The following is a 12,720-nucleotide window of genomic DNA, read 5'->3' as shown; positions in this document are numbered from 1 at the left end:
TGATTGTCGAATCGGAGCGAATCCCGCCCCCTGCCCTGCATTGTCCCGTCAACGGGCGGGAAACACCCGCACGGCGCGCGGCACGGCCGTCGCGCCGTCGCCGACCTGCAGCGAAAGCGCCCGCCATGCGTCGCGGTCGAGTTCCGCCTCGAGCGCGCCGCCCGCGCGCGCCTCGAGCTCCACGCGCACCGAACCGCCGAGTGGAATCACGCGCCGCACGTCCACCGCGATGCCGTCGCGGTGCCCGTCGCCCGCCGGCCACAGCTGCAGATCGTGCGGCCGCACGTAAGCGTTCGCGGGGCCCGCGAAATCGGCGTCGACCTCGATCGGCGCAGCCGCGCCCTCGGCGACGAAGCCACGCCCGGCGACCGTGCCCGGCAGCCGGTTCGCCGCGCCGAGGAACTCGTACACGAACGCGCTTTGCGGATGATCGTAGACGTCCTGCGGGCTGCCGACCTGCTCGACGTGGCCGCGGTTCAGCACGACGATGCGATCGGCCACTTCGAGCGCCTCTTCCTGGTCGTGCGTGACGAAGATCGTCGAGATGTGCAGGTCGTCGTGCAGCCGACGCAGCCAGCCGCGCAGTTCCTTGCGGACCTTCGCGTCGAGCGCGCCGAACGGCTCGTCGAGCAGCAGCACCTTCGGCTCGACCGCGAGCGCGCGGGCCAGCGCGATGCGCTGGCGCTGGCCGCCCGACAACTCGGACGGGTACCGCTGCGCGAGCCAGTCGAGCTGCACGAGCTTGAGCAGCTCGTGCACCTTGTCGCGAATCGCGGCTTCCGACGGCCGCTCGCGGCGCGGCTTCACGCGCAGCCCGAACGCGACGTTCTCGAACACCGTCATGTGGCGGAACAGCGCGTAGTGCTGAAACACGAAGCCGACCTGGCGGTCGCGCGCGCCGACCGACGCCACGTCGAGCCCCTGCAGCACGACCTGGCCGGCGTCCGCGTGCTCGAGGCCCGCGATCACGCGCAGCAGCGTGGTCTTGCCGCAGCCGGACGGCCCGAGCAGCGCGACCAGTTCGCCGGGCGGAAAGTCGAGCGACACGTCGTCGAGCGCCGTGAAATCGCCGAAGCGCTTCTGAAGATTACGGACGGTGATACCCATTCTGGTTGCCTCTTTACGATTTCGACGAAACGGCGCCGACAGGGCCGGCATGTGCGGGACCGGCGTCGTGCGCGTCGGCCAGTTCGGCCGCGAGATGACGCTCGGCGATCAGCTTGAGCGCGAGCGTGACGAGCGCGAGCAGCGCCAGCACCGACGCTACCGCGAACGCCGCCGCGAAGTTGTATTCGTTGTACAGGATCTCCACGTGCAGCGGCATCGTGTCGGTCACGCCGCGGATGTGGCCGGACACGACCGACACCGCGCCGAACTCGCCCATCGCGCGCGCATTGCACAGGATCACGCCGTACAGCAGCCCCCACCTCACGTTCGGCAGCGTCACGCGGCGGAAGATCTGCCAGCCCGACGCGCCGAGCACGCGCGCGGCTTCTTCCTCGTCGGTGCCTTGCGCCTGCATCAGCGGAATCAGCTCGCGCGCGACGAACGGGAACGTGACGAAGATCGTCGCGAGCACGATGCCCGGCACCGCGAAGATGATCTGGACGTCGTGATCCTGCAGCCACGGCCCGAGCCAGCCCTGCGCGCCGAACAGCAGCACGTACACGAGGCCCGAGATCACCGGCGACACCGAGAACGGCAGGTCGATCAGCGTCGTCAGCAGCGCCTTGCCGCGGAATTCGAACTTCGCGATCGCCCACGATGCGCACACGCCGAACACGAGGTTCAGCGGCACCGCGATCGCGGCGACGGTCAGCGTCAGCTTGATCGCCGACCACGCGTCGGGATCGGCCAGCGATTCGAGATAGAAGCCGACGCCCTTGCGCAGCGCCTCGACGAACACCGCGGCGAGCGGTACGACGAGGAAGAACGCGAGGAACGCCAGCGCGATGCCCGTGAGCAGCCAGCGCACGACGCGCGACTCGCTGACGGGGTCGAGCCGCTTCGCGGCGCGCGCGGCCGGCGACGGGGTTTTCAGCACGACGGTGGCCTCCTGGCTCATTGCTGGCCTCCTGCTGCGACGGCGCTCACGGCGACGGGCGCCGGACCGCTCGCGCCCTTGCTCGTCCTGCGCTGCAGATACCATTGCAGCGTGTTGATCAGCAGCAGCATCAGGAACGACACGACCAGCATCACGACTGCCAGCGCGGTCGCGCCCGCGTAGTCGTACTGCTCGAGCTTCGTGATGATCAGCAGCGACGTGATCTCGGATTTCATCGGCACGTTGCCGGCGATGAAGATCACCGATCCGTATTCGCCGAGCGCGCGCGCGAACGCCAGCGCGAAACCGGTGAGCAGCGCCGGCAGCACGGCCGGCAGCACGACGCGCCGGAACGTCAGCCAACGCGACGCGCCGAGGCACGCGGCGGCTTCTTCCTGCTCGCGCTCGAAATCCTCGAGCACCGGCTGCACGGTGCGCACGACGAACGGCAGCCCGATGAAGGTCAGCGCGACCAGCACGCCGGCCGGCGTGAACGCGATCTTGATGCCGAGCGGCGCCAGATACTGGCCGACCCAGCCGTTGGTCGCGTACACGGCCGCGAGCGAGATGCCGGCCACCGACGTCGGCAGCGCGAACGGCAGATCGACGATCGCATCGACGAGGCGCTTGAACGGGAACGTGTAGCGCACCAGCACCCACGCGACGAGGAAACCGAACACGGCATTGATCAGCGCGCCGCCGAACGCGGCCGAGAACGTCAGCCGGTACGACGCGAGCACGCGCGGCGACGTGACGGCGGTGACGAACTGGCTCCACGACAGCGTCGCGGTCTTCAGGAACGTGGCGGCGAGCGGAATCAGCACCACGAGGCTCAAATAGGCCACCGTGATGCCGAGTGTCACGCCGAAACCGGGCAGCGCGCTCGGCTTGCGAAAGGTGTACGTCGTCATCGGATGCTCTTGCTGGGTCGATGCTGCTCATGGGCCCGACGCAAACGCCGGCGCAACGAATCGCGCGGGCGGGCCGTCGGGGATGCGGCGCGCTGTCGTGGCGCGCCGCTTGTCGTTATGGCGTTACTGCGGCTTGTAGATCGAATCGAACACGCCGCCGTCCGCGAAATGCGTCTTCTGCGCATTCGTCCAGCCGCCGAACGTGTCGTCGACCGTGTACAGCTTCAGCTTCGGGAACTGCTTGGTCAGCTCCGCCGGCACGTTCTTCGAACGCGGCCGGTAATAGTTGCGCGCCGCGATTTCCTGGCCCTGCGGGCCGTACAGGAAGTTCAGGTAGGCCTCGGCCAGCTTGCGCGTGCCCTTCTTGTCGACCACCTTGTCGACCACCGCGACGGGCGGCTCGGCCAGGATGCTCACCGACGGCACGACGATCTCGAATTTGTCGGTACCGAATTCCTTGACCGACAGGAACGCCTCGTTTTCCCACGCGATCAGCACGTCGCCGATCCCGCGCTGCACGAAGCTCGTCGTCGCGCCCCGCGCGCCCGAATCGAGCACGCCGGCGTTCTTGTAGAGCTTCGTGACGAATTCCTTCGCCGTCTGCTCGTTGCCGCCCGGCTTGTGCAGCGCGTATGCCCATGCGGCCAGGTAGTTCCAGCGCGCGCCGCCCGAGGTCTTCGGATTCGGCGTGACGATCGAGATGCCCGGCTTGGTCAGGTCGTCCCAGTCCTTGATCCCCTTCGGATTGCCCTTGCGCACGAGGAACACGATCGTCGACGTGTACGGCGACGCGTTGTCGGGCAGGCGCTTCTGCCAATCCTTGCTCACCAGCCCCTTGTTCGCGAGCGCGTCGATGTCGTACGCCAGCGCCAGCGTGACGACGTCGGCCTGCAGGCCGTCGAGCACCGAGCGCGCCTGCGCGCCCGAGCCGCCGTGCGACTGCTTGAAGTTGACGGTTTCGCCCGTCTTCGCCTTCCACTCCTTGCCGAACGCCTGGTTGAAATCCTGATACAGCTCGCGCGTCGGGTCGTACGACACGTTCAGGAAAGTCGTATCGGCCTGCGCATGCGCCGCGACGCCCAGCGCCGCCGCCGCGCCCAGCGCGAGTGTCGCGATCAGGCGGCCCACGCCGCCCACCAGCCCCGTATTGCGCTTCGCCATCCTTGGTTCTCCAGTGTTGTCGGTATTGCGATGTCGGGCCAGTCTAGCGAACGGGTTACATGATTAAAAATAATCGTTCCTCATTTTTTAATACTCAAAAGTGCTAACGCATGCGGGGCGGACGGTTGCGGCGGACAAACCGGCGTCCGGGCGTCGCGAAATCGCGCCGGAATCGGCGCGATCGCGTCGAACCTCAAGTAACACTTGAAATTCACCAAGTACTGTATAAAAATACAGCTCACTGTCTATCCATACAGTTGAGCCATGACCAAACTCACCGCCCGTCAGCAGCAAGTGTTCGACTTGATCCGTCGCGCGATCGAGCGCTCCGGATTCCCGCCCACCCGCGCCGAGATCGCGGCCGAACTGGGCTTCAGCTCGCCGAATGCGGCCGAGGAGCATCTGCGCGCGCTGGCGCGCAAGGGCGTGATCGAGCTGGCCGCCGGCGCATCGCGCGGCATCCGGCTGCTCGGCATCGACGATGCCCCGCACCAATTCACGCTGCCGCACGCCGGCCTGATGCAACTGTCGCTGCCGCTCGTCGGCCGCGTCGCGGCCGGTAGCCCGATCCTCGCGCAGGAGCACATTTCGCAGCATTACGCGTGCGATCCCGCGCTGTTCACCAGCAAGCCCGACTACCTGCTGAAGGTGCGCGGCCTGTCGATGCGCGACGCCGGCATTCTCGACGGCGATCTCCTCGCCGTGCAGAAGCGCACGGAAGCGAAGGACGGCCAGATCATCGTCGCGCGTCTCGGCGACGACGTCACGGTCAAGCGCCTGATGCGCCGGCCCGGCGGCCTCGAGTTGATCGCGGAGAACCCGGATTACGAAAACATCTTCGTCAAGGCCGGCAGCGCGGATTTCGCGCTGGAAGGCATCGCCGTCGGGCTGATCCGCTCGGGCGAACTCTGACATTCCGTCTCTCCAGGAGAACATCATGGAACGCCTTGCCCGCCTGCTGCCTTTCCGTCAATTCGGTCGCCTGCGTCATCTGCGCGGCCGCACGCCCTGCGCACCGCTGTCCGCGGCGGCGCCAGTGCAACAAGAAGTCGCAGTCGAACGGCAGGCGTCCCTGCTGCCGTCAGCGCTTCCCGCATTCGCGCGGGTATCGCTGAATGCCGGTCTGAATCACGCGGAACCCGCACGCCGCGCGCCGGTGCGCGTCTATCACGGCCGCTCGCGCCTGATCATGGTGGGTACGATCGATGCCGTGTGCCGAATGATCGATCGCTGCATTGCGGAGGAACGATCGGCCACGCCGGGCGGTCTCTGATTTCGGAACGTTCCCGCACCGGAGGCAACGTGACTGGATCGTCGCGCCGCGCACGGCGCCTCAAGCCCCTGCTGATCGTCGTGCTGATCGTCGCCGCCATTGCGACGCTCGGCTATGCGTACGCGTCGCCGTATGTCGCGCTCGGTCGCCTGAAATCGGCGATCGATGCGCGTGATGCGCAGGCGATCAGCGAATATGTCGACTTTCCGTCGCTGCGCATCAGCCTGAAGCAGCAAGTCACGGAAGAATTGATGCGGCGGATCGACGCCGTGAAGAAAAACAATCCGTTCGCGGTGATCGGCGCGCTGATCGGGTCTGCGCTGATCGGCCCGCTGGTGGATGCGTACGCGACCCCGGAGGGTGTCGCCGCACTGATGAGCGGATTGCCGCCGCGCGGCAATCCGGGCGAGCGTCCGCCCGAGTGGTCAAACCCGCCGCCAGCAGGCAATGCACCCGGCAACACGCCTGCCGCACCGCCTGCCCATCCTGCGCCGGCAAGTGCCGGCGCACCGGGCGGCAACACGGCCGCTTCGGCGGCATCGGCATCGGCACCCGCGCCCGCCGCACCGGCCAGCCCGAGCGAAGCGACGCCAGCGCCGCCCCAGCAGCAAACCAGCGCGGGCTACCGAAATATCGATGAATTCGTCGTGACGTATCAGCGCAGCGCCGACGGCACGCGTTATGCGGCGATCTTCCACCGCTTCGGGCTGTTCTCGTGGAAATTGTCCGGCATCGACCTGCATGCGTAGCAGGCCGCGCTCGACGCGCACACTCCCGATGCCGTGCGACGCCTGGCCGGCATGCATCGCCGGTCAGGCGGCCATCCAGCCGTTAGATCATTTGCCGCTCGCGAGGGTCGCTTCACGCTCGCGCGCGATTTCGGCCTTCTGCTCTTCCGCCGACGAACACGCTACCAGAATGCTGCAGTTCACGCGATCGAGCAGTTGCGTGTTGCCAGACCCCATCCACCATCTCGACAATCCGCTGCGGCACCGGTGGCCGACGACGACGAGATCGACCTTCAGCTCCGACGCGAGATTCGCGATTTCGTCGATCGGATAACCGAACGCGAAATGGCCTTCGGCCTGGACGCCGCGCTCGCGCAGCCAGTTCACGCCTTCCTGCAGGATTTCGCGCGCGGTTTCCTCGAAGCGCCCGCATGCGACATCGGTCAGCAAGCCTGCGCTTTGCGCAATACTCGAACGCATGTCGACGACCGACAGCAAATGCGTTTCGGCCTTCAGGTCCATTGCGAGATTGGCGCCGCAACGCAGCGCCTTGCGCCCTTCGAGCGTGCCGTCGTAACACAGCAAAATCTTGTTGTAGCTAGCCATGGAGCCTCCCTATCGCGACAACGAGCCTACGCATTCATCATGGTGCGCCGCAATTCAGGACGCAAGGGATGGAAAACGCTGATTCGCCCCGCGCGGCGCGTGCGCGATGATGCGGTGCACGATCGGTGCGCCCCTGCATCGCACCGTGCAGGCATGCGCTGAAGCGATGCAGCCGATGCACTAGAATGGCCCGTTCCATCTCGAGCGGATCGCGTCGCACCGGCGTCGTATGCTTCGGCCATGCCCGTGTGACACGCATTCGCGCGATCCGTTCGCCCACCCGCCGCGCACCGGCAGCGGAACGCGCCCGCATACAACGACAACCCGCCCATGTCCGTCGCACCGATCGATTTCCGCAACGTCGAAAAGCACTATGGCGACAAGCTCGTCGTCGACGGTCTGTCCTTCAACGTGAAGGCCGGCGAATGCTACGGCCTGCTCGGGCCGAATGGCGCCGGCAAGACCACGACGCTGAAGATGCTGCTCGGCCTCGCGCATCCCGATGCAGGCACCATTTCGCTGTGCGGCGAACCGGTTCCATCGCGTGCGCGACATGCGCGCCGGCGGGTCGGCGTCGTCCCGCAGTTCGACAACCTCGACCCCGACTTCACGGTCCGGGAAAACCTGCTCGTGTTCAGCCGCTATTTCGGGATGTCGGCGCAGGCCGCGCGCGCACTCGTGCCGCCGCTGCTCGAATTCGCGAAGCTCAAGAACAAGGCCGATGCGAAAGTCGGCGAGCTGTCGGGCGGCATGAAGCGCCGCCTCACGCTCGCCCGCGCGCTCGTCAACGATCCCGATGTGCTGGTGCTCGACGAACCGACGACGGGCCTCGACCCTCAGGCGCGGCACCTGATGTGGGAGCGGCTGCGCTCGCTGCTCGCGCGCGGCAAGACGATCCTGATCACCACGCATTTCATGGAGGAAGCCGAGCGCCTGTGCGATCGGCTGTGCGTGATCGAGGAAGGCCGCAAGATCGCCGAAGGTGCGCCGCACGCGCTGATCGAATCGGAAATCGGTTGCGACGTGATCGAGATCTACGGGTCCGATCCGGCCGCGCTGCGCGACGAGTTGTCCGCACTCGCGAAGCACACCGAGATCAGCGGCGAGACGCTATTCTGCTATGTGACCGACCCCGAACCGGTCAGCGCACGACTCAAGGGCCGTCCGGGGCTGCGCTATCTGCATCGCCCGGCCAATCTGGAGGATGTGTTCCTGCGGCTCACGGGCCGCGAGATGCAGGATTGATCGACCATGGACGTCCGTCACTATTCCGCCACCACGCCATCGGCCCCGCCGCGCGAATCGCGCCTCGCGATAGCGATGCCGGCGAACGCCAGCAACTGGATCGCCGTGTGGCGGCGCAACTATCTCGTGTGGCGCAAGCTCGCGCTCGCATCGATGTTCGGCAATCTCGCCGATCCGATGATCTATCTGTTCGGGCTGGGTTTCGGGCTCGGCCTGATGCTCGGCCACGTCGACGGCGTGTCGTACATCGCGTTCCTCGCGGCCGGCACGGTCGGCTCGAGCGTGATGATGTCCGCGAGCTTCGAATCGATGTATTCGGGTTTCTCGCGGATGCACGTGCAGCGCACGTGGGAAGCGATCATGCATACGCCGCTCGCACTCGGCGACATCGTGCTCGGCGAGATCGTCTGGGCGGCCAGCAAGGCGATGTTGTCGGGCGGCGCGATCATGCTCGTCGCGGGCGGGCTCGGCTACGCGCAGTTTCCGTCGATGCTCGCGGTGCTGCCCGTGATCGCGCTGGCCGGCCTTGCGTTCGCGAGCCTCGCGATGATCGTCACGGCGCTCGCACCGTCGTACGATTTCTTCATGTTCTATCAGACGCTCGTGCTGACGCCGATGCTGCTGCTCTCGGGCGTGTTCTTCCCGATCGCGCAGTTGCCGCCGCTCGCGCAGCACGCGGCCCAGGCGCTGCCGCTCGCGAACGCGGTCGAGCTGATCCGCCCTGCGATGCTCGGCCGGCCGGCGACCGACATCGCGTTGCACGTCGCGGTGCTCGCCGGCTATGCGGTCGGCGGGTTCCTGCTGTCCGCGTGGCTGTTCCGGCGGCGGATGATGCGCTGACGGCCGGCGCACCGGCCGCCGGCTTCATGCGACGACGTTACTCGTCGTCGTCGCTCCACGGAATCTCGACGTCGGTCAGGAACGCGACGGTCGCGAGCGGTCCGCCTTCCTGGCGACCGAGCTTGCCGTCCGCGCGATGCCATTCGACGCGGAACTGCGTGCCGGGATCGTCGGCCAGCAGATAGACCGTGCGCAGCTCTTCCTTGTCGGCTTCGTCCACCGGGCCGTCGAACGACACCAGCATCTTCTGCGGCCAGAGGCCGTTGACGGGATCGTAAATCCGATCGCCTTGCGGAATGTCGATGCTGGCCTCGACACCGATCGTTGCGGAGGCCTCGATGATCATCGTGCCGAGTGCCTGCAGCACGGCAGTCGCCCGCGCGGAATTGGCCTGGCGGATCGCGAGATCGCCGCGCGTCAGCGCCTTTTCGAGTCGAGGATGGATCTTCGGTTGGGTCATGCGTTTTCCTGTTTGCTTCTTGTAAAAGGCGCCGCACACGTGAAGCGGCGGCGCCGGACGAATACGGCGATGGCGCGCGACGGGCGCGCCGTTTGCGTGCGTCAGAACCCGAACGCGATCGCGAGCAAGCCGCTCGCGATCCCGAACACGACGACGAGCGCCGCGACGATCGCCAGCATGTAGGGCTTGAACGACCGCGCGAGCATCGCGAGCGACGGCACGCTGATCGGCGGCAGCGTCATCAGCAGCGCGGCGGCCGGGCCGACACCCATGCCGAGCGACAGCATCGCCTGGATGATCGGCACCTCGCCGGCCGTCGGGATCACGAACAGCATGCCCGCGACCGCGAACGCGACGATCCAGCCGAGATGATTGCCGATGTCCGGGCCGATATGCGGGAACAGCCATGCGCGCGCGGCGCCGAGCAGCAGCACGAGCACGATGTATTCGGGCACGAGCCGCACGGCCATACGCGCGAGCAGTTTCATCCAGCGGACGAACGGATTGCCGGCCGCGGCTTGCTCGGCCGCCAGCGCGGCGAGCTGCGCATCGTCGATGCCGTGGTCTTCGGGACGCGCGATGCGGTTCAGCAGATAGCCGATCCCGAACACCATCGCGATGCCGAGCACGATGCGCAGCGCGCTCCAGTGCCAGCCGAGCACGAAGCCCATGAACACCAGCGCCGCCGGGTTCAGCACCGTATTGCCGAGCCAGAACGCGACCGCGCCGCCCGGCGACGCATGGCGCGCACGCAGGCCCGCCACGACCGGCGCCGCGCAGCACGTGCACATCATCCCGGGCAGCGACAGCAGCCCGCCCGCGGCGACGCTGCCGAATCCCGTGCGGCCGAGCACGCGCGCCACCCAGTGCGCAGGCAGCAGCGCCTGCACGGCCGAGCCGAGCAGCAGGCCGAGCACCATCGCCTGCCAGATCGCCTTGCCGTACGCCCACGCATAGTCGAGCGCCGCCTTCAGCGACGGTTCGGGCGCGGCCGCGGACGTGCCCATCAGGATCGACTGCCCGATCGAATGGTGCTCGGCGGCAACGAACGCCTTGTTGTAGTACGGGAACCATTTCACATAGAACAGGCCTGCGACCGCGATCAGCAGGAAGGTCATCCAGCCGAGCGCCGGAGTGGGTTGGGTGCGTGTGGTCGTCATCGTGCGGTGGTCGTCGATTGGTCTTTGTCGGTTTCGGATGTCGCGCCGGCAGCAAGCGCGGCCGATGCGGGCAATCCGGCTCGCGCGAGTTCGACCAGCAGCCTGCGCGCCTGATCGCGCACGTCGGCTGCGTTGGGCCGGAACGTGAACGTCAGCGCCCGGTTCGGCTTGTTGTACGTCGCGCGGTAAGTGCGCGCATAGGCGGGATCGTAATGCTTGTCGATCAATTCGGTGAACAAATCGGCCCGCGCGCCGGCATCGATCAGCCCCTTCCAGCGCGTCACCTCTTCGCGGCTGTGCAGGCCGATCAGCCGATGTAGCTGCGCCTTGAACGCATCGGGTTCGTCGAACAGATGCGCGTAATCGTCGAGCAGAAACGCGATCCGCTCGTCGTGGGCCGCCTCGACCTGCACCCACGGCCCCGCGTGAAATGCATCGACCAGCGCGATCGGCAACTGCACGAGGCCGATCCGGCGGCTTTCCGACTCGACGAACACCGGCCATTCGGGGTCGAAACGTCCGAGCGTCTCGACGAGCCCCGAATCGAACCCCTTTTGCGCCGGCTGCGGCTTGCCAGGCAGCGCGCCGAGCAGCGAGCCGCGATGGCATGCGAGCGCTTCGAGATCGAGCGTCTGCGCGCCCACGTCGTGCAGCGCGTTCAGCAGGCGGGTCTTGCCGCAGCCGGTATGGCCGACGAGCGCGATGTAGCGAAAGCGCGTCGGCAGCGAATCGAGCGTCGCGCACACCGACTGGCGGTACGCCTTGTAGCCGCCGTCGAGCTGGCGCGCCTTCCAGCCGATCAGGTTGAACCAGGTCGTCATCGAGCCCGAGCGCTTGCCGCCGCGCCAGCAATAGATCAGCGGCCGCCAGTTGCGCGGCCGGTCGGCGAACGTCGTATCGAGATGGCGCGCGATGTTGCGCGCGACGATCGCCGCGCCCACGCGCGTCGCCTCGTACGGCGATACCTGGCGGTACATCGTGCCGACGAGCACGCGCTCTTCGTTGCTGAGCACGGGCGCGTTCAGCGCGCCGGGAATATGGTCCTCGGCGAACTCGAGCGGCGTGCGCACGTCGATGATCTCGTCGAACTCGCCGGCGCGATCGAGGGTGACAATCAGATTCTTCAATTTGGCGTCGAACAGGGGCGATGCGGCTCGGGGAGCCGCACGGGCGCGGAAGGCGGATTGACGATTATCTCACGGGCCGGCGTCCCGAGCCTCGCGCGGCAGTCGGCGGCGGCGAGGCGGCCTGCATCGCGTCGATCAGATGGTCGCGGAACGCGCGCACCGATGCGGGCAGATCGCGCCCCGCCATCGTCTGCACCTGGATGCTGCGTTCGCGCAATTGCGGGTTCGTCACGGGCACGACGACGAAGCCGTCCGCCTCGGAGCGATCGCGCACCGACAACAGCCCGGTGAACATCACCGCGCCCGTGCGCCGCGCGTAGCCGTACATCGCCGCGGTGTTGTTGCTCGTCAGTTCGGGCTCGAGCAGCAACCCGTCGAGCGCGCACGCGATGTCGATCAACTGGCGCACCGTCGTGCCGGCCTCGGGCAGCACGTGCGCGTGCCGCGCGACGTCGGCGAGCGACACCGCCTCGCGCGCCGCGAGCGGATGATCGTGCCGGACCAGCGCAAAGACCGGCGCGCGCTCAGTGTGGTCGACGCGCACGCCCTTCTCCGGCGCGAGGCTGAAGGTCAATGCGATGTCCGCATCGCCGTCGCGCACGCGCCGGGTCGCGTCCGCCGGCGACACGACCCACACGATGAAATCGACGCCCGGGTGGCGCGCCTTGAAGCTCGCGAGCACGCCGGGCAGGAAATCGATCGCGAACCCCTCCGAGCACGCGATCTTCAGCAGGCTGCCGTGCAGCGCGTCGAGCCCGCCGATGTCCTTCATCACGTGCTCGGCCTCCAGCAGGCTGCGCTGCGCGAACGCCAGCAGCCGCTCGCCGGCCTCCGACAGCGCCATCCCGCGCGGTCGCCGCTCGAACAGCGGCGCGCCGAGCTCGCTCTCCAGCTTCGCGATCTGACGGCTGATCGCCGACACGGCCACGTGCAGCCGCGCGGACGCGTCGCTGATCGAGCCGGTACGCGCCACCTCGACGAAATATCGCAACGCCAGACCATGCAGGAAAGCCGCCATCGTTCTGTCTCCGCGCCGCATTCGGTCGCGCTGCTTTGCCTTTTCGGCAAAGAAAGGTTCGAAATTCGATCATTGTGACAAAAAAACCGGCTTTCTAGAATCGATCGCACTTCACGTTGCGAGCACGGCCCGCGCGCAGCGAACCCT

At 67.2% G+C, this 12,720-nt stretch carries 14 protein-coding genes; 5 read left to right on the top strand and 9 right to left on the bottom strand.

Annotation, left to right across the window (positions count from 1 at the left end; all coding sequences use genetic code 11):
* Window positions 1–48: 48 nt before the first annotated feature.
* From WT53_RS15765 to WT53_RS15750, 4 genes are all read right to left on the bottom strand, one after another.
* The gene (locus tag WT53_RS15765) at window positions 49–1,107 is read right to left on the bottom strand and encodes a sulfate/molybdate ABC transporter ATP-binding protein (protein ID WP_034207251.1); all 1,059 of its coding nucleotides are present in this window, start codon (window positions 1,105–1,107) and stop codon (window positions 49–51) included.
* A 13-nt stretch (window positions 1,108–1,120) separates the two neighbouring features.
* Window positions 1,121–2,065: a sulfate ABC transporter permease subunit CysW gene (gene cysW / locus WT53_RS15760; protein WP_034207250.1), complete on the bottom strand. Its 945-nt coding sequence runs from the start codon at window positions 2,063–2,065 to the stop codon at window positions 1,121–1,123.
* Window positions 2,062–2,955 (bottom strand): sulfate ABC transporter permease subunit CysT, encoded by an 894-nt coding sequence (cysT, locus tag WT53_RS15755; RefSeq protein WP_034207249.1) that lies wholly within the window; start codon window positions 2,953–2,955, stop codon window positions 2,062–2,064. Before cysT ends, cysW begins: the two co-directional genes overlap by 4 nt.
* A 123-nt stretch (window positions 2,956–3,078) precedes the next feature.
* A complete protein-coding gene (locus tag WT53_RS15750) occupies window positions 3,079–4,116 on the bottom strand; it encodes a sulfate ABC transporter substrate-binding protein (protein ID WP_034207248.1) in 1,038 nt (345 codons plus the stop codon).
* Between the two features lie 264 nt (window positions 4,117–4,380).
* Between WT53_RS15750 and lexA the strand changes: the two genes are divergently transcribed.
* From lexA to WT53_RS15735, 3 genes are read left to right on the top strand one after another with little or no spacing between them, the layout of a single operon-like run.
* Window positions 4,381–5,028, top strand: a complete 648-nt coding sequence (lexA, locus tag WT53_RS15745; RefSeq protein WP_006476077.1) for a transcriptional repressor LexA — start codon at window positions 4,381–4,383, stop codon at window positions 5,026–5,028.
* 25 nt (window positions 5,029–5,053) lie between these two features.
* Complete coding sequence (locus tag WT53_RS15740; RefSeq protein WP_034207247.1) at window positions 5,054–5,389, top strand: hypothetical protein; 336 nt, start codon at window positions 5,054–5,056, stop codon at window positions 5,387–5,389.
* Between the two features lie 29 nt (window positions 5,390–5,418).
* Window positions 5,419–6,138 (top strand): DUF2939 domain-containing protein, encoded by a 720-nt coding sequence (locus WT53_RS15735; protein WP_034207246.1) that lies wholly within the window; start codon window positions 5,419–5,421, stop codon window positions 6,136–6,138.
* Window positions 6,139–6,225: 87 nt separating this feature from the next.
* On the opposite strand, the gene WT53_RS15730 is transcribed toward WT53_RS15735, so the two are convergent.
* Entirely contained in the window at window positions 6,226–6,723 is a 498-nt protein-coding gene (locus WT53_RS15730; protein WP_034207245.1) for a universal stress protein, read from the bottom strand.
* 330 nt (window positions 6,724–7,053) lie between these two features.
* Between WT53_RS15730 and nodI the strand changes: the two genes are divergently transcribed.
* Together nodI and WT53_RS15720 are read left to right on the top strand one after the other, a co-directional pair.
* A complete protein-coding gene (gene nodI, locus WT53_RS15725) occupies window positions 7,054–7,968 on the top strand; it encodes a nodulation factor ABC transporter ATP-binding protein NodI (protein WP_034207244.1) in 915 nt (304 codons plus the stop codon).
* Between the two features lie 6 nt (window positions 7,969–7,974).
* Window positions 7,975–8,808, top strand: a complete 834-nt coding sequence (locus tag WT53_RS15720; RefSeq protein ID WP_034207243.1) for an ABC transporter permease — start codon at window positions 7,975–7,977, stop codon at window positions 8,806–8,808.
* 37 nt (window positions 8,809–8,845) lie between these two features.
* Here the strand turns inward: WT53_RS15720 and WT53_RS15715 are convergent, their stop codons facing one another.
* The 4 genes from WT53_RS15715 to WT53_RS15700 all read right to left on the bottom strand — a co-directional run bounded on the left by WT53_RS15715 (window position 8,846) and on the right by WT53_RS15700 (window position 12,573).
* A complete protein-coding gene (locus tag WT53_RS15715) occupies window positions 8,846–9,268 on the bottom strand; it encodes a hypothetical protein (RefSeq protein ID WP_034207242.1) in 423 nt (140 codons plus the stop codon).
* Between the two features lie 101 nt (window positions 9,269–9,369).
* Window positions 9,370–10,428 (bottom strand): permease, encoded by a 1,059-nt coding sequence (locus WT53_RS15710; protein WP_060260543.1) that lies wholly within the window; start codon window positions 10,426–10,428, stop codon window positions 9,370–9,372.
* Window positions 10,425–11,555, bottom strand: coding sequence for a tRNA 2-selenouridine(34) synthase MnmH (mnmH, locus tag WT53_RS15705; protein WP_060260539.1), 1,131 nt, complete (start codon window positions 11,553–11,555; stop codon window positions 10,425–10,427). The genes WT53_RS15710 and mnmH overlap by 4 nt, the downstream gene beginning before the upstream one ends.
* Before the next feature lie 64 nt (window positions 11,556–11,619).
* Complete coding sequence (locus WT53_RS15700) at window positions 11,620–12,573, bottom strand: LysR substrate-binding domain-containing protein (protein ID WP_059785609.1); 954 nt, start codon at window positions 12,571–12,573, stop codon at window positions 11,620–11,622.
* Window positions 12,574–12,720: the final 147 nt, after the last annotated feature.

This window comes from Burkholderia sp. MSMB2157WGS, from assembly GCF_001532755.1.
Classification (GTDB): Bacteria; Pseudomonadota; Gammaproteobacteria; order Burkholderiales; family Burkholderiaceae; genus Burkholderia.
Note: the sequence above shows the minus strand (reverse complement) of the source record. Positions and strands in the feature narration are given on the sequence as shown.